This is a genomic window from Mechercharimyces sp. CAU 1602 (genome assembly GCF_024753565.1).
Taxonomy (GTDB): Bacteria; Bacillota; Bacilli; order Thermoactinomycetales; family JANTPT01; genus Mechercharimyces.
Genome location: NZ_JANTPT010000001.1, coordinates 1868391 through 1891520, shown reverse-complemented (window position 1 = coordinate 1891520; position 23130 = coordinate 1868391). Strand labels below are relative to the sequence as shown.

At 44.2% G+C, this 23130-nt stretch carries 21 protein-coding genes; 15 read left to right on the top strand and 6 right to left on the bottom strand.

The genetic code is table 11. From position 1 onward, the window contains the following. Window positions 1-2 precede the first annotated feature (2 nt). Genes NXZ84_RS09745 through cbiB form a run of 3 tightly spaced genes read left to right on the top strand, consistent with a single transcriptional unit; the run spans window position 3 to window position 2307 of the window. Window positions 3-632, top strand: coding sequence for a histidine phosphatase family protein (locus NXZ84_RS09745; protein ID WP_258840056.1), 630 nt, complete (start codon window positions 3-5; stop codon window positions 630-632). A 2-nt stretch (window positions 633-634) separates the two neighbouring features. Beyond that, on the top strand, window positions 635-1336 hold the full coding sequence (locus NXZ84_RS09740; protein WP_258840386.1) for an adenosylcobinamide amidohydrolase: 702 nt from the start codon (window positions 635-637) through the stop codon (window positions 1334-1336). Further along, the gene (gene cbiB, locus NXZ84_RS09735; RefSeq protein WP_258840055.1) at window positions 1333-2307 is read left to right on the top strand and encodes an adenosylcobinamide-phosphate synthase CbiB; all 975 of its coding nucleotides are present in this window, start codon (window positions 1333-1335) and stop codon (window positions 2305-2307) included. The genes NXZ84_RS09740 and cbiB overlap by 4 nt, the downstream gene beginning before the upstream one ends. A 45-nt stretch (window positions 2308-2352) precedes the next feature. Here the strand turns inward: cbiB and NXZ84_RS09730 are convergent, their stop codons facing one another. Together NXZ84_RS09730 and NXZ84_RS09725 are read right to left on the bottom strand one after the other, a co-directional pair. Beyond that, complete coding sequence (locus NXZ84_RS09730; RefSeq protein WP_258840054.1) at window positions 2353-2559, bottom strand: cold-shock protein; 207 nt, start codon at window positions 2557-2559, stop codon at window positions 2353-2355. A 402-nt stretch (window positions 2560-2961) separates the two neighbouring features. Beyond that, window positions 2962-3531 (bottom strand): PadR family transcriptional regulator, encoded by a 570-nt coding sequence (locus NXZ84_RS09725; RefSeq protein WP_258840053.1) that lies wholly within the window; start codon window positions 3529-3531, stop codon window positions 2962-2964. A gap of 161 nt (window positions 3532-3692) precedes the next feature. On the opposite strand from NXZ84_RS09725, the gene NXZ84_RS09720 reads away from it, so the two are divergent. Both NXZ84_RS09720 and NXZ84_RS09715 read left to right on the top strand, forming a co-directional pair. Beyond that, entirely contained in the window at window positions 3693-6752 is a 3060-nt protein-coding gene (locus NXZ84_RS09720) for an efflux RND transporter permease subunit (RefSeq protein ID WP_258840052.1), read from the top strand. 254 nt (window positions 6753-7006) lie between these two features. Continuing rightward, on the top strand, window positions 7007-7918 hold the full coding sequence (locus NXZ84_RS09715) for an endonuclease/exonuclease/phosphatase family protein (protein WP_258840051.1): 912 nt from the start codon (window positions 7007-7009) through the stop codon (window positions 7916-7918). A 132-nt stretch (window positions 7919-8050) separates the two neighbouring features. Here NXZ84_RS09715 and NXZ84_RS09710 read toward each other — a convergent pair whose 3' ends face one another. Then, window positions 8051-8965 carry an NAD(P)/FAD-dependent oxidoreductase gene (locus NXZ84_RS09710; RefSeq protein ID WP_258840385.1) on the bottom strand — a complete coding sequence of 305 codons (915 nt, stop codon included), beginning with the start codon at window positions 8963-8965 and terminating at the stop codon, window positions 8051-8053. 259 nt (window positions 8966-9224) lie between these two features. Between NXZ84_RS09710 and NXZ84_RS09705 the strand changes: the two genes are divergently transcribed. From NXZ84_RS09705 to NXZ84_RS09680, 6 genes are all read left to right on the top strand, one after another. Next, entirely contained in the window at window positions 9225-10052 is an 828-nt protein-coding gene (locus tag NXZ84_RS09705; protein WP_258840050.1) for a sulfurtransferase, read from the top strand. Window positions 10053-10139: 87 nt separating this feature from the next. After that, window positions 10140-12020 (top strand): terpene cyclase/mutase family protein, encoded by a 1881-nt coding sequence (locus NXZ84_RS09700; RefSeq protein ID WP_258840049.1) that lies wholly within the window; start codon window positions 10140-10142, stop codon window positions 12018-12020. Then, a complete protein-coding gene (gene rraA / locus NXZ84_RS09695) occupies window positions 12020-12493 on the top strand; it encodes a ribonuclease E activity regulator RraA (RefSeq protein ID WP_258840384.1) in 474 nt (157 codons plus the stop codon). Before NXZ84_RS09700 ends, rraA begins: the two co-directional genes overlap by 1 nt. Before the next feature lie 369 nt (window positions 12494-12862). Beyond that, on the top strand, window positions 12863-14623 hold the full coding sequence (locus NXZ84_RS09690) for an aromatic amino acid hydroxylase (RefSeq protein WP_258840048.1): 1761 nt from the start codon (window positions 12863-12865) through the stop codon (window positions 14621-14623). Between the two features lie 128 nt (window positions 14624-14751). After that, window positions 14752-15639, top strand: a complete 888-nt coding sequence (locus NXZ84_RS09685) for a GNAT family N-acetyltransferase (RefSeq protein ID WP_258840047.1) — start codon at window positions 14752-14754, stop codon at window positions 15637-15639. Between the two features lie 11 nt (window positions 15640-15650). Continuing rightward, a complete protein-coding gene (locus NXZ84_RS09680) occupies window positions 15651-16196 on the top strand; it encodes a histidine phosphatase family protein (RefSeq protein ID WP_258840046.1) in 546 nt (181 codons plus the stop codon). Window positions 16197-16254: 58 nt separating this feature from the next. Here NXZ84_RS09680 and NXZ84_RS09675 read toward each other — a convergent pair whose 3' ends face one another. From NXZ84_RS09675 to NXZ84_RS09665, 3 genes are read right to left on the bottom strand one after another with little or no spacing between them, the layout of a single operon-like run. Further along, window positions 16255-16980 (bottom strand): type 1 glutamine amidotransferase, encoded by a 726-nt coding sequence (locus NXZ84_RS09675; RefSeq protein ID WP_258840045.1) that lies wholly within the window; start codon window positions 16978-16980, stop codon window positions 16255-16257. Continuing rightward, window positions 16977-17729, bottom strand: coding sequence for a YggS family pyridoxal phosphate-dependent enzyme (locus NXZ84_RS09670; protein ID WP_258840044.1), 753 nt, complete (start codon window positions 17727-17729; stop codon window positions 16977-16979). The genes NXZ84_RS09675 and NXZ84_RS09670 overlap by 4 nt, the downstream gene beginning before the upstream one ends. 39 nt (window positions 17730-17768) lie before the next feature. Further along, the gene (locus NXZ84_RS09665; protein WP_258840043.1) at window positions 17769-18713 is read right to left on the bottom strand and encodes a diiron oxygenase; all 945 of its coding nucleotides are present in this window, start codon (window positions 18711-18713) and stop codon (window positions 17769-17771) included. A 345-nt stretch (window positions 18714-19058) separates the two neighbouring features. Between NXZ84_RS09665 and NXZ84_RS09660 the strand changes: the two genes are divergently transcribed. The 4 genes from NXZ84_RS09660 (at window position 19059) to NXZ84_RS09645 (ending at window position 23125) form a co-directional block, all read left to right on the top strand. Further along, complete coding sequence (locus NXZ84_RS09660; protein WP_258840042.1) at window positions 19059-19745, top strand: sulfotransferase family protein; 687 nt, start codon at window positions 19059-19061, stop codon at window positions 19743-19745. A 142-nt stretch (window positions 19746-19887) separates the two neighbouring features. Beyond that, complete coding sequence (locus tag NXZ84_RS09655) at window positions 19888-20745, top strand: DUF72 domain-containing protein (RefSeq protein WP_258840383.1); 858 nt, start codon at window positions 19888-19890, stop codon at window positions 20743-20745. A 93-nt stretch (window positions 20746-20838) separates the two neighbouring features. Continuing rightward, on the top strand, window positions 20839-21660 hold the full coding sequence (locus NXZ84_RS09650) for a sulfite exporter TauE/SafE family protein (protein ID WP_258840041.1): 822 nt from the start codon (window positions 20839-20841) through the stop codon (window positions 21658-21660). A gap of 22 nt (window positions 21661-21682) precedes the next feature. Continuing rightward, on the top strand, window positions 21683-23125 hold the full coding sequence (locus NXZ84_RS09645) for a bifunctional metallophosphatase/5'-nucleotidase (RefSeq protein ID WP_258840040.1): 1443 nt from the start codon (window positions 21683-21685) through the stop codon (window positions 23123-23125). Window positions 23126-23130: the final 5 nt, after the last annotated feature.

Below are 23130 nucleotides of genomic sequence, written 5' to 3'. Positions count from 1 at the left end.
AGATGCGTGTGATTTGGGTACGGCATGGTCAGACAAAGGATAACGAAGAAAATCGATATGGTGGAGAGCGGGATACTGAGTTAACTCCATTGGGACAAAAAGAATCGGAACAGGTAGCAACGAAATTAGCAAAAATCGAAGTGAGTGGGTTATATTGCAGTGATTTACGGCGGGCACAAGAGACAGCCACGGCAATTCAATCACATCATCCACACCTACACTTGCGTACAACCGCTCAGTTGCGTGAGCTTTCCTTCGGTGAATGGGAAGGTTTAACTTATGATGACGTATATCGGTTGGACCGTGAATGGCTCTCATGTTGGTTGGATGATCCATGGCAGGTCTCTCCACCGCGAGGAGAGACCTTGCAGGAGATGTCAGGACGGTTGTCTCGTTGGCTCAGCAGTATCCTAACGGCACATGCACTTACAGAGACGGTAGTCGTCGTAAGTCATGGTGGTCCGATAAGATGGTTTATGGCCGATATCGTGCGCCGTCGCCCACAGTCATTTTGGGAAACTTCTATCCCTAATGGTGGCTGCTTAATCGCTGAATGGAATGGGCAGCAGTGGAAGGAAATGAAGGCGTATGAAGGTTTTGTATCATATGAGAGTGGGGAAGGGACAGGGTGACTATGGAGAATGACTCTTTCTTTCGAGAGCACGGCATGAATTTAACCATGCAGGATGATTATATTGCCGTTTGTGCAAGGCGCCCCCTATATTCTATGAGTAGCGCCTTTATAGGTGGCGGGAGTCGTTATCATACAATCTGGGTAAATCGTCAAGTAGATCCTTCCTATCATGCGGATGAGCCTGCACAGGAGATGCGAGCGTGGCTAGCAGCTAAGCAATTAGACCCACTTGAAACGTGTGGCATGATGACCGCGGCTAATGTGAGTGATGTGGCAATCCGTTTTCTTCGTGAGCAAACATTTCAGCTAGCAGTGTTGATAACAGCTGGGGTAGGAAATGCAGTACGAGCAGGAAAGGAATTGAACAGTGAGAAGTGTTCACAAACGGGTACCATCAATCTGATTCTCTTTGTTGGAGGCTCGCTCTCTCCGGCGGCTATGATTAATGCGCTGATGGTAGCAACGGAAGCAAAGACGGCAGCATTATCTACTCTTGGAGTAACAGATGATGAGGGCGAATTGGCGACAGGGACGACTACAGATTCCGTCGTCATCTCGACTACTCAGGAGAAGTGGGGTTGTCACCATGAATACGCAGGGTTAGCCACACCGCTTGGAGCAGCGATTGGGAAGGAAGTTTATCACGCGGTAACGGTGGCAGTAGAACGGGAGCGTACATCCTTAAGGAAGCAGCGTCTATGAGGGTTGCTTTACTTCTCCTACTGGCCTATGGTCTCGATCGTTGGATAGGAGATCCAAGTTGGCTCCCACATCCGGTCATAGCGATGGGGAAAATGATATCGTGGTTAGAGAGATGTTTACTAACCATAGGTCGATCGGTTTCTTTTTCACGCTGGGGAGTACGTTTATTGGGTGCTATACTCCCTCTTGTGATTGTGGGAGGGGTCTATACGTTGACCTGGTGGTTAGTGATGTGGTGCACCCGTGAGTGGAACAATAGTATCGCATTCCTATTGGAAGTAGGATTGATCGCTACTACTATTGCGACAAAAGGTTTAGCAGAAGCGGCTCAAGCAGTTCAACGAGCATTACAGCAAGGGGAAATTAAGGAGGCACGGGCACGTCTTAAGCTTATCGTAGGAAGGGATACAGATCATTTGGAAGAGGAGGAAGTGGTGCGTGCAACTGTGGAGACAGTAGCGGAAAATATTGTAGATGCAGTCTCTTCCCCGTTGTTTTACGCGTTCGTAGGTGGGGCACCTCTAGCTTTAGCATATCGTGCGGTAAATACACTAGATTCCATGGTAGGGTATAAAAATGAAAAATATCGAGACTTTGGTTGGGCGTCAGCTCGCTTAGATGATATAGCCAATTGGCTTCCGGCTCGTTTAATGGTAGGTTCATTCCTGTTAGCGATGTGGCTGTTACGGTTAGATGCCAGAGGCTGTTGGAAAATCATGTGGCGTGATGCACGTAAACATCCGAGCCCAAACAGTGGGATTCCTGAAGCTGGCATGGCGGGAGGACTAGGAATTCGATTAGGAGGAGCGAACTTGTATCAAGGCGTGCGCTCACACAGAGCATACTTAGGTGAGGAGAAAGCGAGAAAGCGAGCTCATCATATTAAGCAGGCGGTTGCGGTACTCTTTGTGAGTACTCAGATGTATACCCTTTTCTTAGCACTGATTGGAATCTTATTGTGGAGGGTATAAAAAAAGGCCATCGGCGTGATGCCGATAGCCTTTTTATAGATATAATTAGCGGCCAAGCTTGGTTACGTTAGCTGCTTGGTCACCACGGTTCCCTTGGGTGATTTCGAAGCTGACGCGCTCGCCTTCTTCTAAGGTTTTGAACCCTTCGGTGTTAATTGCAGAGTAGTGTACGAATACATCGTCACGACCTTCAACTTCGATGAATCCAAACCCTTTTTCAGAGTTAAACCATTTTACGGTACCTTCGATCATGAATGTGAAACCTCCAAAAATATAATTGTTGGGAACCATATCTTAATATAAGAACACACAGTGCAAAAGCTTATAACCGGGGACTATATTCCTTTGCACTGTGTGTGCAATATATCGCAATACGTCCAACCAAGTTCATTATAGCATGGTTTATTTTTTTTTGCAAAGCAGAAGTACAGGTGCAAAAGCCCACTAATAAGGGTGACTATATTCTTTTGCACTGTGTGTGCACTATATTTTCAATACGTCCAACCAACCTAAAAACAGTATAGCATGGATGGGTTCATATTGCAAAGATAATAAAAGGAGGAGGTTAGACTCCAGTCAGTGGAGGAATAGGTGCATACAAACAGGGAAAATAGGGCATGGCAACAAATTGGTTTTTTATGTATTTCCATACATTTACTTATCGATGTTAGGGTCACGTTGGCTTTGGATGTGATGGAGGCAGTTGATTGCCCATTCGCACCATCCCATTCGCATCTTTGCATAGCGAATACCGTATTCAGATGTAAAGTAATCGCCTATCTCCCGATGATCTGATGGTATGTGTTCTGTAAATTTTTCTTGCTGCCAGGCATGTGTCATCTCGTAAGTATATTGAGATACCATATGTTCTTCTCTCAGGATCTGTATGGCTTGCTCAAAAGGAATGAGATGTAGAATCTTGGCACGCAGGAGAAACTCATCCTTTATACTAGGGGGCGGGGAAGATTCATCGAGTAACCAATGTAAGAGTTGTTTTAAACCTTCATTAGTAAGGGAATACCTTTTTTTATTGGGATGGTTAGGTTGGGTGATGATTTCGGAATGAACGAGCTGGTCTATCTCCATTTTGCCCAATTCACGATAAATTTGTGAATGGTGAGCGTGCCAATAATATATCATTGTTTCCTTAAATTGATGGTGTAAATCGTACCCGGTAGCAGGTTCTTTTGCTAGTAATCCCATAAGTGCATAGCGCAAAGACATATTGAACTTCCTCTCTATCTTCTATTCTTTGATACTAGTTTACCGAAAATATATCGTGTGCACAAAATGTGAGGTATGTTCTTGTCAGTAGGGAAGCACGTTGATATAATAACTTTTGCACATATGTGACTTTGCACATAAATATGAAAGGGGTTGAAGAGATGAATTTTTTTACACGATTTTCTTTGAAGAACTCTGTTGCCGTTTTAATATTGGCGGCGTTGATGATCATTGCGGGGTTGTTCTCATTTCAAAACTTAAAGGTTGATTTACTACCAGACATTGAGTTCCCACAATTATCGATCGAGATCGTTTATCCAGGTGCCTCGCCTCAAGATGTGGAGGAACAGGTGACGCGCCCACTAGAATCAAAACTGGAAAACATAGACAAATTAAGTACATTGAAAAGTTCTTCTTACGAAAGTACGGCAATCATCAATCTTGAGTTCCCCTTTGCTACAAATATAGAGAGTGCGAAACAAGAGGTAGAGGGGGTTATTCAAGAAGTTGATGTTCCGGTAGAAGCAAAAATAAATGTAAATAGCTTCTCTTTTGGTTCCTTTCCTATCTATAGTATCTCCCTGTTCGCCAAAGATGGCACGGATCTTGAGAAAGTATACATAGAAGAGATTCAGCCCGCATTATCTAAAGTATCTGGAGTGGGCAGTGTCTCCGTGGGCGGAGAGACGAACGAGATCTTGATGATTACCGTTGATCGAGCAAAGGCGGCGCGGGCTGGACTAACTCTGCAACAAATACAAGAGGCGATTAAAGGAAAATTCATCTCCTTTCCTGCAGGGACAATCACAAGTGATAAGATTGAAGTTCCTGTCAGAGTGGAGGAGAAAGTAAAGTCTATTAAGGAGTTGGAATCGCTTACTTTCCCTGTACAATCGAATGGGGCAGAAAAGGATATGCCAACTTCTGAGCAAATTAAACCAGCTACGCTCACCTTAGGTGAGATTGCAAAGATAGAGGCCTCATCCGAACAAACTGAGATAACCCGTTTTAATGAGAAGAGTTCGTTGATGGTAGCCGTGACGAAAAAGCAGGACGCGAATACAGTTGAGGTTTCGGATCAAGTATTAGAAGTGTTGGATCAGTATTCTGGTCAGGTAGAGTACGCTATTGGATTTGATCAAGCATCTGGTATCAAAGAATCGGTATTTACCTTGATTCGTGAGGGGTTACTGGGCGCACTTTTTGCCTCCTTAGCTGTTTTAATATTCTTGCGTAACATTCGAGCTACCCTGATCGCGATTACTTCGATTCCTTTGTCGCTCATCATGACAGCTATTTTTTTAGATCAGCAAAATATCACGCTCAATATAATGACATTGGGTGGGATGGCAGTAGCTGTTGGACGAGTGGTCGATGATAGTATTGTGGTCATTGAAAATATCTTCCGTCGAAATCGCATGCGTGCGACTGGCGAAGACAAAAATGAGTTAATTGCTGATGCTACACGCGAAGTCTTAAAAGCGATTGTGTCTTCAACGATAACAACAGCAGTTGTTTTTTTACCGCTTGCCTTCGTGGGTGGGATTACGGGTGAGTTTTTCCGGCCGTTTGCTTATACGGTTGTCGCTGCTCTGGCGGCGTCCTTGTTAGTATCTGTAACATTGGTCCCCATTTTCGGTCGTTTCTCTTTCGCTAAAGAAGAGAAAGAAGAAAAAGATGGGCGCTTACAAGTAGGATACTTACGAATTATTCGCTCGCTGTTAAATCACAAAAAATGGGTTATTGCCGGATCACTTCTTTTGCTAATCGGTTCATTAGCACTGGTACCGACACTTGGATTTACGTTTCTTCCCAATGAGGAACAAAAAACTATTGTTGGCTCAGTGGAGTTGCCCTCATCCACCCCCTTGGAGCGAAGCAACCAGATTTCGATGGAGTTGGAATCTCTTTTTTCTGAGCGTCAGCAGATTGAATCGGTAACGACAGGGGTGGGGGCACGAGACTATACGACGGGTTTACAAAGAGAAAATACGATTGAGTATTTTATTGGATTAAAAGATGAAGCGGATATTGAAAAAGAGATTGCGGAATTAGACAGTAGGATAGAGGAGATTCTTGCTAAATTTTCAAAAGAATCGGTGGTGTCATTGCAGGAGTTAGAAGCGGGTGGGCCACCTACAAATACGAATGTAGATATTAACTTGTATTCGTCTGATTTAGACGCCTTGCAGGTAGCCGCGGCTAATGTGGAAACATACATGGAGGGGTTAGAAGAGATTGAGGATATTCAAAACAATTTACAAGACAAGCAGACACAATGGGTGGTTGAGCTGGATGCGAAGGAAACATCGCGGTTAGGGATTTCTAACGGAATGGTCCTTGGGTTAGTAGCCGATCGTACCCGCCCATCTAACTTAGAAGAGTTTACAATAGATGGCGAGGAAAAGAGACTAAGGATTCAATATAACGAGCAAGTGAAGGAAAAAGGTGAATTGGAGCAGATTATGCTCCCTTCGAGTAAAGGAATGGTTCCTTTAAAAGAAGTGGCTAAGGTGAAAGAAGTTAAGCGAGTAACCTCTATTCAAAAGCTTGATGGAAATGTGTATGCACAGGTAACAGGACAAGTGAGAGGTGACAATGTGCAACAGGTGTCACAATCTATCATCCAAAAAGTAGAGGACGAAGTAAACTTACCAGATAATGTATCTTTGGATGCGGGCAGCGGTAGTGAAGAGACGGTAAAAACGTTCCGTGAACTAGGTTTGGCCATGATTGTCGCGATCGGTTTGGTCTACTTGACGATGCTGATCACTTTTGGTGAAGCGCGGATTCCGTTTATCGTGCTCTCCTCCTTGATCTTTGTACCTGTTGGGGCAATTGGCGGATTGTTTCTTACGGGGGAGCCGCTCTCCGTTAGTGCGATGATAGGTTTGTTGATGCTGATCGGAATTGTAACCACTAATGCAATTGTGCTAGTCGATCGCATTGGACAGAATAGGGATAAGGGAATGGCGATTCGTGAAGCGCTGATGGAGGCAGGGAAGACTCGATTGCGTCCTATTTTGATGACAGCCTTTGCAACAATTGCGGCTTTATTGCCGCTAGCCTTTACTACTTCTTCGGGAACATTGATTTCTAAGAGTTTAGCGGTGGTTGTTATAGGTGGATTAACCACCTCTACGTTGTTGACACTGGTAATTATCCCTGTCATTTATGAGCTCTTTTACTTCAGACAGGTAAGAAAAGAGCAAGGGAAATAATTTTAGATAAACGCTCTCTTCTGTGCATCTGCATGGGAGAGAGTATTTTTATCTATTAAACTTTTAGCTGCAACGAGTGTGAACAGTCCCAAGAAAGGGTGCGCTTTAGTTTTTTACACAAATATTGATATTAATTTAATGTTATTTGCCTATTTTTAACTTACATTCAATCAATTATTGTTTAAAATAATGTGGAGATCATGTTATACTGGTGGAAAGCCCGTATTGAAATGGGTGAAAAAAGGAGCGAAATGATGAATAAAAATTGGATGATTTCCATTATTCTCACTATCTCTCTATGTTTTATAAGCTTGGGATCGGTGGTAGGTGCTGAAGGTGAAACCTCCTCATCCTTGGAGGATGAGGGGTCATTTACGCTACTAAATTATAATGTAGCTGGACTGTGGGCTCCGCTCTCTGGATCGAATCCCGACAAAAATACGAAAAAGATAAGTGCACTCCTTAATAACTATGATATTGTTACAGTTCAAGAAAACTTTAACTATCATGACGAGTTGGTTTCAAAAGTGGATCACCCTTATATTTCTAAACATGATAGTGTCTTGGGCTTTGGTACAGGTACAGGTGATGGGCTCACACGCCTGTCTATGTTTAAGTTTAAGGACTTTAAGCGTAAAGAGTGGAAAAACTGTCATGGCTACTTCGATCAAGGAAGTGATTGTCTTACGCCCAAAGGGTTTACTTTCGCCCGCCATGAAGTAAGCGAAGGTGTATTTGTCGATGTTTACAATGTGCATGCAGATGCTGGTCGCAACAAAGATGACCTGAAGGCGAAGGAGAAAAACTTCAAACAAGTGCTGGAAAAGGTAGAGAAATGGTCTGAAGGCAATGCAGTCATTATTGCTGGTGACTTTAACAGTACGTATAACTATAAAAAGTATAAAGATGGGTTGCGCCGTTTCCCTGATGCTGGATTTACAGACGTGTGGGCAGAGTTTGATAACAACGGAGTCATTCCAGGTATTGATGAAAAAGAAGTAGATGGTGACCGGATTGAGAAGATTTTTTACCGGAGTGGGAAGGAAGTAAAGTTATCAATAGATGATTATCAGTATGTAACAGATGTATTTGTTGATGAGAAGGGCAAAGACTTATCTGATCATCGCCCCATCTATTCGAAGTTTTCTTATCGTGTTGTGCGCTAATCAATTCCTTCTAATTAGACAGCCCTTGGAGAAAATTCCTCTGAGGGCTGTTTTGTTTTAGGCTTAAGCTGAGACGAGTTTTGATATGGTTAAATAAGGAAATAGTATCATCCTGCAGTATCTACAGCCCTTTTAGGTGAGCCAATCTTCTTCAACCAGTTCGTGATGTAGAGCAACTCCTGTTTCATATCCTTCTGCAGCTGCGCCAATCAAGCCGCTAAAAATATTTACTGCGTCGCCGGCAATGTATAGCCCGGGGATTGATGTTTTTCCATGCTCTAATGTTTCATAAGCACCACGTTTGTTAATTGTAACTCCTAGTTGATATGGGAGTAAGCAAGCTTGGTGTGGATGGGTGTCGAGGAGAAAAGCGGCTCGTCGAGAGATGGTACGACCACTTTGTAAGATAATAGCTTCTAAGAAACCGTTTTGAGAAGAGAGATGAGAGATGGGTTCCTCTATAAGGATGATTTGACGTTTTTGTAATATGTTCTTTTGCCACGAAGGAAGCGGTGCTAAACCATGAGAAAAGACCATAAGATCTTTGCTCCATTCGTAGATGAGATGAGCAAAAGAATAAAGTGAAGGGCTACTACCAAGCAGGGCGAGGGGTTGATCTCTTACCTCCCAGCCATCGCAGTAGGGGCAGGGAAAGATAGATTTTCCATACGCTTCTTTAAGACCTGGGAGAGGAGGAAGCTGATCAATCATGCCAGTGGCGAAAAGGACTTTACGTGCTTGTAGTCGTTGTTCATCAGAAAGAATTAAGATGAAGGCATTATAGTACTGTTCGATCTGCTCTGCTCTCATTGTGATGAAGTGAACGTTGGGATAGGTGGCGAGTTGCTTGCGGCTACACTCGCGAAAGGAGTGTGGTGATACCCCGTCTTGGGTGAGATAGCCGTGAGAATGTAAGGCTACCGCATTACGAGGCTTCCCCTCGTCAATGACGGCAATCATTCTACCTGTTCTCCCTAGCACCAATGCCGCACTCATACCACTTGCACCACCGCCAATGATGGCTACATCATAAGAGGTTTTTTTCATCACCAGAAAACTTCTCCTTTTGCTATAGAAATGTGGTTTATACTATATGTACGTTCAATCTAAGATAATCATTTCTCTAAACTAGGCGGATGAAGGATGTAATGTGAAAATGATACATATATAGGGGTAGTTTAGGTTTTTCGACGAAGAATTATTTACATGGCATTGTTGTGTCAAGAAGGATCGCAGTTACATTAAGGCTAATACATAGTAAAGAATGGGACCTGAAAATCGTCGATAAAGAAAGAGGGGGGTAGTTATGATTGCGCGTATTATTTCGCCGCAGACGTTATATCAAAACTTGGATCATCCTGATTGGGTTATCGTTGATTGTCGTTTCGATTTAGAAGAAGAGACTGAAGGGGAGCGAGAGTACAAACAAGCACATATTCCTAGAGCGATTTATATGAACCTAGAGCGTGATTTGTCGGGTATGGAAGGGAAGGTGGGGGGGCGTCACCCTTTGCCAGACTTGAGTACGTTTACTCAGTTACTGGGAGAGTGTGGCATAAATCATGAAAAGCATGTCGTTATTTACGACAATCATGGAGGAATGTTTGCTGTACGATTGTGGTGGATGCTCTCTTATGTAGGTCATGAAGAAGTGTCTTTGTTAGATGAAGGGTATGAAGGTTGGTGTCAGAAGGGGTATCCGATTACGGAGGAGGAACCTTATTACGAACCTACTACTTTTGTGCCTACCCTTCAGGATCACATGTTAGTGGAACGGAAAGAGGTAGAAGAGAGCATCGGCAATCAACCCATTATTGATGCGCGCGCCCCTGAAAGATTTCGAGGGGAAGAAGAATCCCTTGATCCACGAGCAGGCCACATCCCTGGTGCAATCAATCATTTTTGGAAAAATAATTTAGAAGAAGGACAAAGATGGAAGTGTGAAGAGCAGTTACAATCAGAGTATTCCTATCTTTCTTCTATGAGTGAACCGATTGTTTATTGTGGATCAGGAGTAACCGCTTGTGCCAATATCTTTGCAATGAAAAGAGCTGGGATCGAAGGTGCGCGTCTTTATGTGGGCAGTTGGAGCGAGTGGAGCCGTAATGATACCTTACCGGTGGAGAGGGAGTAAGGGTTAAACATTAGAGATTGGGTAGAAGCACTAGCCAACGCTATCATGAATAACTTATGGGAAAAGAGGTGAAAGAGGGGAGAGAGCATGTCATCCCAAGATGAACGGTTAGAGCAAGCGATTGCTTCTTTGCAGCGTCATCTATTATCACAGCAATGTGAAGATGGACGCTTTCTTTTTTGTTTTGAAGGAAGTACGATGACAGACGCTTATCGCTTATTGTTGCTTCAAACGATGGAAGAAGAGGAAAATGAACTTGATGAACAGTTGCGAACACGAATTCATACAGTTCAATCAACCGATGGGGCATGGCGGTTATATGATGACGAGAAAGAAGGAAATTTGGGGGCGACTGTCGAATCATGTGTGGGTCTGCTTTATGCAGGAGAGAGTGATGGTGCCCCTGCTATGAAACAGGCGCAGGAAGCAATTCGGATGATGGTGGAAGAAGGGCAACCTTTAGGCTCGTATACCCAGGTGATGATGACAGCGTTGGGTCATTTTAAATGGGATAGGCTACCAGCAATCCCGCTCTCTTTTTTCTTTATTCCGCCTACTTTTCCGATTAATTTTTTTGATTTTGTCTCGTATGCCCGTGCCCATATTGCCCCGATCATGTTGATGGCAAATAAGAAATTTTCTATGCACCTGCCTCGGTTTGAGCGAGTGGAGAGGTGGTTACACCAGAGTGGATTATTCTCATCTTCTCACATACGGAATGGATGGGATTGGTCAGCGTATGAACTAGAATCGGAAGGGGGAAAATGGATTCAGAAGGGGGCGCAGCGCTGGGGAGAAGAGTATTTGCTTCATCGGCTAGAGGCAGATGGGACGATGAGTAATTACTTTAGTGCTACTTTTCTTACTATCCTTACATTTTTAGCACAAGGATATGGTAAAGAGCATCCATTGATTGCACAGGCGAACGAGGGGCTAAACTCCTATCTGTATCCAATGCACGAAGGATGGCATCAGCAATTGACCGATACGGGAGTATGGGATACTGCTCTTTCCTTATACGCACTGTTGGAGAGTGGGTTAGACCCTGAGGCAGAAGAGCTCAGGCGTGGACTTTATTACCTATTGGTACGCCAACATACGCGCAAAGGAGATTGGGCACTACGCAATCCCGATGTGCGTCCAGGGGGATGGGGGTTTTCACAGGACAACACGTTTCATCCGGACGTAGATGATACTTCGTACTGCCTGCGTGTGCTCTCCCATTATGTTGATCATGATGAACAGCAAGAGTGTTGGCAAAGAGGCCATCAATGGTTAATCTCTATGCAAAATGCAGATGGGGGTTGGCCGGCCTTTGAACGGAACACGGATAAAAAATGGTTAACCTATTTACCGTACCGGGATGGGAATACCGTTTTTAGTGACCCTTCTATGTCAGACCTTACGGGACGTACCCTTCACTTCTTTGCTGAAACCATGGGTTGGGATCGTTCACATCCTTCTATTAAGAAGGGAGTAGAGTGGCTTATCCAGAACCAAGAAGTAAGTGGGTGCTGGTTTGGGCGTTGGGGAGTTTCATATGTATATGGAACATGGGCGGCATTAACAGGGTTAGTAGCCGCAGGATTAAGGTATGACGATGCCCCCATTGCCAAAGGAGTAAAGTGGTTATTGGCGCGTCAGCAGCTAGATGGCGGATGGGGGGAGTCGTGTGCGAGTGATCGCCGTCTCTATTATGTATCGCTGGCGAAGAGTACGCCATCACAAACAGCATGGGCGTTAGATGCACTGATTGCTACGCATGATCAACCGACTACTGAGATTGAGGCAGGGGTGAAATGCTTACTCCAATTGATGGAGCAAGAGAATTGGCAGACGCGCTATCCAACAGGTGCAGGATTTACGGGGCAATACTATATTCACTATCACAGTTATCGTTATGTGTGGCCCTTACTCGCTTTAGCCCACTATAAAGAGAAATATTTGAGCGGGAGTGACAACCAATGATACAGACAGCAGATCTATGTGATCAATTTGCCTCCGAGATTAGTGTGGCAGAATCGATTTTACATTTTTATGGTGCGAAACGTTCATTTCAAGGAAAAATCGCCACTGTTAAAGTGTATGAGGATAATGTGTTAGTCAAAAAAGCGGTACAAAACCTTCCTCCCAATACGGTTCTTGTTGTAGATGGTGGTGCCTCCAAGCGGTGTGCTCTACTCGGGGATCGAGTAGCTGATTTGGCACTTCAAAGTGGGTTGGCGGGAATTATTATTCATGGGTGTGTACGAGATTCAGCACAACTGGCGCAAATGGACCTCGGAATTTTGGCGCTAGGAACCTCTCCGCTCAAAAGTAAAAAAACAGGCAAAGGGGAGGATGGGGTTCCACTCTCATTCGCTGGTATTACTTGGCATCCTGGACATTATGTATATGCTGATCAGGATGGGATGATTGTAGCGAAACGGGAATTGAAGTGAGTTATAGAAAAGAGGGATTGACAGATGGTGTTATAGTGAAGTATAGTTACTTTATCACTTAAAAGCGAACACGCACACAAGCGTTTAAGCGACAAAAACAATTTGGTGCGTTTATGATAATAATCCACTAGACAACATAGAGTAGCAGGCGTGTAGGCAGCAAAAAGAGACTGGATGGGTGGTGTGAATCCAGGCTGTGCGTCGAGTGAATTACATGTTGTTAGTAGTAAGGTGGAAACCGAAGAGCGGGTGAATGTACTTCATTCACCAAGTAGGGTGGTACCGCGAAGCGAAGCTTCGTCCCTATAGGGGCGAGGTTTTTTTGTATGCTATTTAGCCTATAAACGTAAGAGATAAGGAGAGATAATAATGCCAATGACAGAGAAAAAACAAGAGGTAGCGGCTCACTTGAAACCGTACGTGGTGGAACAACATTACAATCAGTACACCCCGATTAATCAAGCTGTGTGGCGGTTTGTGATGCGTCAAAACATGAACTTTCTTGAAGGACGAGCTCATCCCGCTTTTTTGGAGGGGCTAAAGTCATCGGGAATTCAAGTGGAATCACTGCCGCGAGTAGAAGAAATGAATGCCAGTCTTCGTCCCTTTGGGTGGGGAGCGGTCACCATTGATGGATTAATACCAGGGGTAGCATTTTTTGATTTTCAAGCTCATGGTTTACTTCCGATCGCAACGGATATTCGGACTTTAGATCACATCGCTTACACCCCTACTCCAGATATTATTCATGAGGCAGCAGGTCATGCGCCTATCCTATGTGATGAAAAATATGCTGAGTACGTAAAGTTGTTTGGTGAGATTGGAGCAAAAGCATTAGCCTCTAAGGAGGAGCACGAAGCGTTTGAAGCGACGCGTCACTTATCACAATTGATGGAGAATCCTAGCTCAACAGAAGAAGAAATTGCAGAAGCTCATTTCCATCTGACACAGAAACAACAGCAAATTGATGGAGTATCAGAAGCAGAACAGATCTCACGCTTGTACTGGTGGACAGTGGAGTATGGTTTGATTGGAAAAGTGGACCAGCCATTGATCTACGGTGCAGGTTTACTCTCTTCCGTTGGTGAGAGCAAACATTGTTTATCAGAGAAGGTGACAAAGCATCCCTTTACCTTAGATGCTTGCATCAATACGGGTTTTGATGTTACTCGCCCGCAACCGCAATTATTCGTATGCCATGACTTCGATCAGTTGATTGCAGCGGTAAAAGAGTTTGCAGAACGAATGGCTTTTAAAGTGGGGGGAACAGAAAGCTTAAATAAGGCGTTACTTTCTCACAATACAGCTACTATGGAGTACAGTTCAGGTCTACAAGTGTCAGGAACATTAACCGATGTGGTGTTGGATACACAAGGGGAAGCTGTTTATATGAAAACGAGCGGCCCTACAGCATTAGCGGTAGATGGTCACGAGTTAGCCGGGCATGGAAAGAGTACTCATCAGGATGGATTTGGAGCACCTATCGGTCGTGTGATAGGGTTGAACAAACCGCTGGAGCTAGCTGATGATCAGGAGTTAAAGCAGCTAGGCGTGCAAAGTGGACAGTGGGTAACCCTTACTTTCCACAGTGGAGTCGAAGTGGAAGGTAGAGTGCTCTCTATACGTCGGGAAGCTGGAAAATTGGTGTTGATCTCATTTACTGAATGTCGGGTGCAATTTGAAGAGCAACTTTTGTTTGCACCTGAATGGGGAGATTTTGATATGGCTGTAGGAGAGCGGATTACTTCTGTTTTTGCTGGAGCAGCTGATCGGGAGCGTTTTTTTGCCAATATCGAGCGCGAAGAGATTGTGTTTCAGCCTGTGACAGACAGCAGTCAGGATCGGGAGTGGTCTAGTTTAGAAAAATTATACGATGAGGTGCGCTCGATTCGTGAAGGTCGTTCTCAAGAAGGGATGAAAGGTTTGCAAGTGATCCATGAGCGCTTACAAATAGAACATCCACAAGACTGGTTGCTACGTGTGGAAATCTTAGAACTCCTCGTACAAGCTAATGTAGCCCCACAATGGGTAGAACAGGTGGAAAAAGAATTAGATGAGCTGATTCGGGTAGATGATGAGAATGGATGGCTTATCCAGAATGGAGTAGTGCTTGCGAAAAAAGGAAGCTAACAAAAAGAGCAACGAAGGGCTGTAGAAGCCCTTCGTTGCTCTTTTTTGTTTGAAGAAAAGACTACGATAGCCGAGCCCTAAGTGTTATACTGAAAAGAGAGAGTAATCAGAGTGATTGGGGAGATAGCATGGAGATCAAACCGTTATCTGCGTTATCAGAGGAAGAGATCCTACAGGTTTGGAATGCGGGATTTCGTGGTTATGCACTCAATGTGCAGATGACGTTGGAGCAACTACGGGTTCGTATTCAAAATGAAGAGTTAAATAGCGAAAAGTCTGTTGTGGCAATTTTAGATGGACAAGCAGTTGGTTTTATTATGAATGGATTTCGTGGTTTGGGTGGAAACAAGGTGGCATGGAATGGAGGTACAGGTGTGGTTCCTTCCTACAGAGGTAAAGGTGTGGGACAGGCGCTCGTCCAGGCGACATTAGCGTTGTATGAACATGAGTTTGTGGATATTGCAACGTTGGAAGCCTTACATAATAACCAGTCAGCGATTCAGTTGTATCGACGCAATGGTTATGAAGCGGTAGATGCTCTGTTTATCCATAAGAAGAGAGGTGCGCTCCCACTGTCTGGGGAACAGAGTGATGGTTTTCAGCTGGATAGAGTAGATCCTGCTACACTAGGAGAGCTTCCTTTTTATCGACTGGAGGCCCCCTGGCAATCACATTGGCATAGCGTGCGGGATGGAGAAGCGGCTGTTGTGAAAAGAGTAGGGGAAGGTAACCCTATCGGTTATGCATTATGGAAACGGGTTCAGGAGCCTGAAACTGGTATTCATCAAGCGACTGTATTGTACCAGTGCGAAATTGAACATGGCATAAAAGGGAAAGCACGAGAAGAAGTGGTGCATTTACTTCTTACACATCTTTACGAGCCCCACAAAAAAGAACTTAATCGGAGTACTTTTAATATTCCTGCAACCAATCGTACGGTCATGAATGCCTTGCGCAACGCCGGTTTTTTACCCTTCGTACAGCAAGTGCAGATGGTGAAGAAATGGGAGCACTAAAGGAGAGTAGGGTGTATTTAATACGGCATTGTCAGGCGGAGGGGCAAGGGGAGGAGGCCGCGCTAACTAAAGTGGGAAGGAGACAAGCGAAAGAGCTGGCAAATGGGTTGCGCTCGTTTGCGATCAAGCGAGTAGTGAGCAGTCCATGGGAAAGAGCGATAGCATCGATCACCCCTTTCGTGGAGAATAGCGGGATTGAATTGGAATGTGACACCCGGTTAACAGAGTGGGTATTAAGTACTTACTCCTATTCAGACTGGCAGGATCGTTTACAAAGAGGCTTTGTAGCGATTGAAGACTCTCAGCCTGGGGGAGAACCAGCTGTTGTTGCAATGAAGCGAGGAGTAGCGGTGATATCTTCGCTTTTATCAGGGAAGGATGTGGCAAGTGCTGTAGTAACTCATGGGGGGATGCTTACTCTAATAGTAAAACATTTTTTTCCAGAGTGGGGTTATGCACAGTGGGCTAAGTTGGATAACCCCGATGTATATGAACTTACATGGAGGCAAGGGCATGTTAGTCTGAGAAAAGTGTGGGGGAACATGGCCGGTGAGTAAGCAGTAAAAAACAACGACGATTAATGCCGTTGTTTTTTTACTGCTTTTTTTAGGATCTCTATACAGTGATGCGCTGCGACATGATTCCATCTAATAATTGGTATAACCAATGCTGATTAGAGGAGAGATGGAGGTTTCCACCCTGATGAATCGCTTGTTCATCAGAGATGTATGTGCCTGAGGAATTAAGTTCATCTGCGCAGTGATTCGTCATGCTATGCAGAGATGAGGTGGTCATCTCAAAATGAAATTGAAGTCCGAAAGCATGCTTCCCATAACGAAAGATTTGATTGGGGCAGGCGGCACTGGTGGCCAGACAGGTTGCGCCTACGGGCACCGCTGCTACATCACCGTGCCAGTGGAAAACGGTCATCTCAGGAGGGAGAAGACCCACGATTGGATCACTTAATCCGGCCTTTGTCAGTGTAATAGGGTACCATCCAATCTCTTTTTGTACGCCAGGGGTGATGCGTGCTCCGAGGGTATGGGCTAATAGTTGTGCCCCCAGGCAAATACCGAGGATAAGCTTCTGCTGTTGAATGGCCTCTTTGAGCCATTCTTTTTCTTGTACTAGCCAAGGGTATTGCTCATCTTCGTAAACATTCATCGGTCCTCCCATGATGACAATCATGTCTACTGTGGACAGGGAAGGTAAGTATTCACCACTATATAGTTTGGTGCTACTAAGTGTATATTTACGAGAGGATGCCCACTGGGAGATAGCGGCTGGACCTTCAAAATCTACATGTTGAATAATATGAATACGAGTAGACCGTGGATTCATTTTTCTTCCTCCTCTTCATTCCAATAATAACTGTCGGGATAGGAGCGCGCACCAAAAATGGCGCTTCCGATGCGGATCATGGTTGCTCCCTCTTCAATCGCTGTTTCAAAATCATGGGACATTCCCATCGACAATGTCTCCATTTCTACCCGAGGTAGATTTAGTTGTTTAGCTTGTTCTCTTAGCGTAGCCAAACGCCGAAAGCAAGTGCGCACAGGCTCTGGTTGAGAGGAGAAGAGACCGATCGTCATTAAGCCTTTGATCTTTAGACAGTCCGTTTGGGACACCTGGCGAATAAATGCGAGAGTTTTATCGGGATGAAGTCCAAATTTACTTTCTTCGTATGAAGTATTTACTTGGATGAGGATATCGAGAGAGCGTCCTTGCTTTTGTAATTCCTGCTCCAATTTGCGAACGAGTGAGAGACGGTCTATCGATTGAATACAGGTTGCAAAGCGAAGTGCATGTCTTACTTTATTGGATTGAAGGTGCCCGATGAAATGGTGTTCCAATGTGGGAGCGATTTGGAGATGATCTATTTTGGAGAGCGCCTCTTGAACACGATTTTCACCAATAAGTCGCTCCCCTAGATGATGTGCCAATAAGATGTGAGTAGCAGGAACCGTTTTACATGCTAATAGTAAGCGTACATCTTGTGGTGGGCGGTGGACGCGATGACATGCTGCCTCGATGCGCTTATGAACTGTAAGCAGGTTTTGTTTTATATTGATTCGATCGTCGCTCTCCATAATTTGATCTCCTCCTAAGCTAGTGATCCGTGAGGTGGATTATGATAGGAGAAACCCTTTCTTAAAAAAGGCTTCTTGGGTATATGGTTCGTCTAATACACCATGCTTACGAAGGTGACGCACTGCTACTTTTGATGCTTTTTGTATATCCGTCTGTATACGCTCGTTCGTATAGGTTTCGCCAATGATCCACTCCCTCTCCTTTTTTGTAAATCGTTCTTGTTGTAAAGAGACGTCGACGGCAGTCAGATCGGGCTCTAAAAAACCAACGATAAATTCAGGGAGGAAGGGACCGATCTTCTGCTTGAGGGAAGAGGAGAGTTGACTCCATACATGACCGATCAATGCAGCGAAATAAGCATGATGACGCACTTCGTCCTCGGCATGGTCTTTGATGATCTCTCTTACGAGGGGAACAACCCGCTGATCTTGAGGGACGGTCATTAGGGTACCTGAGATTAAGGTTTCCGAAATTATGGTGAAAAAGAGAAGGAGCCACGAACGCGTTTCTGTTGTTTCATCTGCAAGTAGGGTGTGAAGACGGGTGAGAAATTGGGGTTGCCTTCCTTTTTGTAGTGGAACACCCGTCAAAGAAATCACTTTGGATACTAATTCAGCCGAGAATTTATAGTGATATGCTTCATCAACATATATTTTCCAAGCATCCGCAATCATAGCAGGTGGAAGAATTAACCCCGTCTTTTCTTTACCGATTTGGAAGGTGATATGGTTTACCACCTCGTGCTCTAAATGTTCAGTAAAGTTGAGGTGAGTATAGAGATGATGAATGATGAGTCTTTTGCTCGCCTGAACCCCTCGTCTTTGAACAAGTTGGTGATCACAGATGGGAACTAATTCAGGTGTGAAAAAGAATTCCCCATGTTCATTTTCTTTTGTAAACCTACTAGGCTTGGCACGTACAGCGGATTCTTCCTCCCACTTTGAAAAGGCACTTTTATACCTATTCTGCTTATGATCGATCACGATTTAGCCTCCTCTGTATCAGCACATGGTATCGGTTATAGTGATGAGGAAAGAGCAAAGTTCGGTATAGTTGGGTTAGGTAAAAAAATATGAATTAGTTCTAAATAATTTCCTCAATCAAAATATAATGGAGTTGGAAGGAAAAGTCAAGCTCTTCATATCTTTTTAATTAGTCAGGGAGTTGGCGTAAAATCCATACATGCTCTAACACCACCATCGTACATCCATAATACGATAAAAGATGAAGGTGAGATGTACTTGCCAGCGATCGTCTATTCTCAGGGTTTTGCTCATGTGGGATGGAGGCGACAAGCGGATTAATTTTTTATATAAGGGGATTAGGCTATGACTAAGCCGATTTTAATTTTTCTCCATGTCCCGAAAACGGGTGGGGTAACCATGAGGCGGATCATGGAAAAGCAATATCGTAAAAAAGAGCTTCTGCGAATCACTCCGCACTTTCCTGCTAACGGCATTAACCAACTTTCGATAAGAGAACAAAGAAAAGTGAAGGCAATGTATGGGCACTTCCCTTATGGGATCCATACTCGTTTCCACCGACCTACTACCTATATGACGTTTATTCGTCATCCCTTTCAACGTGTGGTCTCTTTATACAACTATATTTGTAGCCGCTCACAAAATCCGGCTCATATACCGGTAAAGAAAATCAGCTTTGCGGAATTTATTGATGACCCTCGGTTTCAAGTTCCTCTACAAAATCATCAGGTTCGATTAATATCCGGAGATTTAAGAAAGTTTAGTTTGGGCGAAGCGATGGATCATCTGCAGCGACACTTTTCTGTAGTGGGAATTACCGATCTATATCCAGAATCGCTGGAAGTGATGAAACAGCGTTATGGATGGAGAGATGTTAACTATACGAGGGAGAATAAAAGTGTTGAAAGGGTACGCAAACAAGATGTTCCAGATAGGTTGAGACGGCTCATTATACAGCGGAACCAGCTTGATTTGGAACTGTATCGCCACTGTAGAGAGGAATTGATCAATCAGCATCGTGTGCTAACCTGACTCTAAAGCGGAAGGACGGCAAACAATATAGTGATTGGCGGCCCTCTTCACACTCAGAGGATATGTGTGTAGGGGGCGTTTTTTATTTATGATTTGTGATAGGATAGTGGAAATTATCATAAATAGGGGAGAGATAGAAGTGTTGAATAAAGTGCAGGTAGGGGTGTGTGGATGGGGGGATCATGATGTCCTATATACACCTGGAACTCCTTCTCATGAGAAACTGGCCGCCTATGCGGGGCACTTCCCGGTGGTAGAAGTAGATAGCAGTTACCACGCAATACCCACGGCAATGCGATGTCAGCATTGGGTGGAAGAAACCCCACCATCCTTTCAGTTTGTTGTCAAAGCTTATCGGGAGATGACAGGACATGGACGACCAAAAGGTGCGCCAGAACGTGGAATGAAAGAGATATTTCATGTATTTGCGGAAGCAATTACTCCCTTTGTTGATGCGGGGAGATTAACAGCGCTACTCTTTCAGTTTCCACCATGGTTTGATTGCACGAGAGAGCATGTGCAGTACATACGTCGCTGCCGCCAAACGTATGCTAATCTTCCGCTCGCGATTGAATTTCGCCATCAAAGTTGGTATACACCTGCTTTTCGCGCACGTACGCTTGCTTTGTTAAAGCAGGAAAATCTCATCCATGTGGTGTGTGATGAACCTCAGGCAGGCGCTGGATGTGTGCCACTTGTTCCAGTGGCAACTCATCCTCACCAGGCGTTAATTCGTTTTCATGGTCGCAATCATGCTGCTTGGAATGGAAAAGGCCGCCCCGATTGGCGTGAAGTACGGTATGCGTACCGATATAGTGAAGAAGAGCTAAGAGAGTGGAAGGAGCATATCCTTGCATTACAACAGCAAGCAGAGCAAGTAACGATTCTTTTTAACAACAATTCACAAGGAGATGCCGCTCCAAATGCAAAAGAATTGATAAAAGTACTTGGAATTAAATTAGAAGGATTAGCGGCACGCCAACTATCTTTATTGGAGTAAGGGTGCAGGAAGTGAATCGCTCTCATTCCAGCATTGCGGTATAATACAAGAGATGGCTCGATAAGTATTAGTTAGAGATATCGGAGGATAACCATGTTAGAGTTAGTCGTATTACTATTAATCGGATTAATAGCGGGCACAATGGGTAGTTTGGTGGGATTAGGAGGAGGCTTTATCATTGTGCCAGGGTTGCTGATGATGGGTGCTTATTTTTCTAATTATACCTCGCTCACCCCGCAAGAGGCGGTGGGAACTTCACTCACCTTGATTGTATTGACAGCTTTATCTTCTACTTTATCGTACGTCAAGCAGAAAAAAGTAGATGTTGTGAGCGGCACCCTTTTTTTTGCAGCATGTGGACCTGGAGCTGTTTTAGGTGTTTATATCGCTAGTTTATTTGAAGCAGAGCAGTTTTCGCTCGCTTTTGCTATTTTCATGGTATTTAATATGTGTATATTTTTCTTTCGTAAGAAGTGGCAGCCCAGTCAGCATGTTGCTTGGAGCATTAATCGAAGCTATACGGATAGGGAAGGGAATATCCACTTTTATGGATACAGTAAGAAAGTCGCTCTTCCTTTCTGTTTTATTGTGGGGGTAATTTCAGGTACATTTGGAGTAGGGGGCGGTATATTATTGGTCCCGATGATGCTGATCATATTTCGTTTCCCTACACAAGTAGCAACTTCAACCTCTATGTACGTTATTCTCTTCTCTTCTCTGCTCGGTAGTTTGATTAATATCTATCAGGGGCATATTTTGTGGGAAGCTGTTCTCTTTATTGCACCAGGTGCATGGTTTGGTGGGCGCCTTGGAGCTTGGCTCTCTAAGTATCTATCTGACCGCATGATCTACAATCTCTTTGTTGCATTGGTTGTGCTGATTGTTGTCAGAATGGTATATAACGGACTACTTTAACGAAATAAGGGGGGCTGTGAGATTGACAAAAAGGATTCATCTGCTGCATACGAATGATATTCACAGTTTTTTTGCTCGCATGCCACAAGTGACAAGTTGTTTGCGCCGATTGCGCAAAGAATGGACAAGCGAGCAGGATGCTTGTATTACGGTAGATGTAGGCGATCACTTGGATCGCAGTCATGTAATTACTGAGGGAAGTGCGGGTTTAGCTAACAAAAAAGTGCTAAAGCATGCTCAGTATGAAGTGATTACACTTGGAAATAACGAGTTACTCACTCTTTCTAAGGAAGATTTATATTCCTTATATGAAAAGGTTCCTTACGATGTAGTGGGGACCAATGTGAGTGAAATGGAAGGAACACCTCGTCCATCTTGGTTGTTAAGAAGTTCTATTCAGACGCGATTGGGGGTAAAAGTAGGTTTTCTTGGTGTTACGATTCCCTATCAACCGTTTTATCACTTGTTAGGTTGGAATGTGGAAGAGCCTTTTTTGATGTTACCTGCTTATGTCAATCAATTGAGACCAGAGGTAGATGTACTAGTCCTGCTCTCCCATCTAGGTCTACCCCATGATCGGCGTATTGCGGCGGAGATCGAAGGAATTGATCTTATATTGGGCGCGCATACCCATCACCTTTTGGAGGAACCAGAGAAGTTGAATCAGACATGGATTGCTGCAGCGGGTAAGTTTGCCGAGCATATAGGGCATACCGTTATTGAAGTAGGTGCGACCACTCATACTCTTTTATCGATAACGGGGACTTGCTACGCCAGTGAGGCTGAGGAAGCAGACAAGGAAACAGTGCGCATCATCGAAGCGGAAAAAAAGAGTGCTGAGGAGAACTTGTCGTCACCTCTCGTGCAGTTAAATCAGCGTTTGACGATCGATTGGTATAACGAATCCCCCTTAGGCAACTTACTAGCTGATGGGCTACGGAGATGGATTGGAGCAGAATTGGCTTTGGTGAATGCGGGTCAAGTTTTAGATCACTTAGAGCAAGGCAAGATTACACGTAAGCGAATTCATGAAATTTGTCCGCACCCGATTAACCCGTGTATGACTGTATTGACTGGTAAGCAGATTAGGGAAACGTTAGAGGAGTCCCTTCTTCTTGAGTTTCAAGAGAAGAAAATTAAAGGCTTTGGCTTCCGAGGGAAACGATTGGGTATGTTAAATGTGTCTGGAATCGATGTTTATTATCATCCAGAGAAACCACCCTCCCAGAAAATCTCCCATATTTGCTTGGGAAATGATACATTAAAGGATGAAAAGATGTATCGAGTGGCAACAATCGATATGTTTACCTTTGGAATCGGGTATCTTAAGCTTAAAGAAGGAAAAAAAGTTGATTATGAGTTACCTGAGTTTCTGCGCGATGTCCTTAGCGATGCGTTGCAAAACCCAAAGGAAATTGAAGAGAGCTATAAGCAACGTTGGCGGGTAGTCTCAAAGGATGAATAAAATAG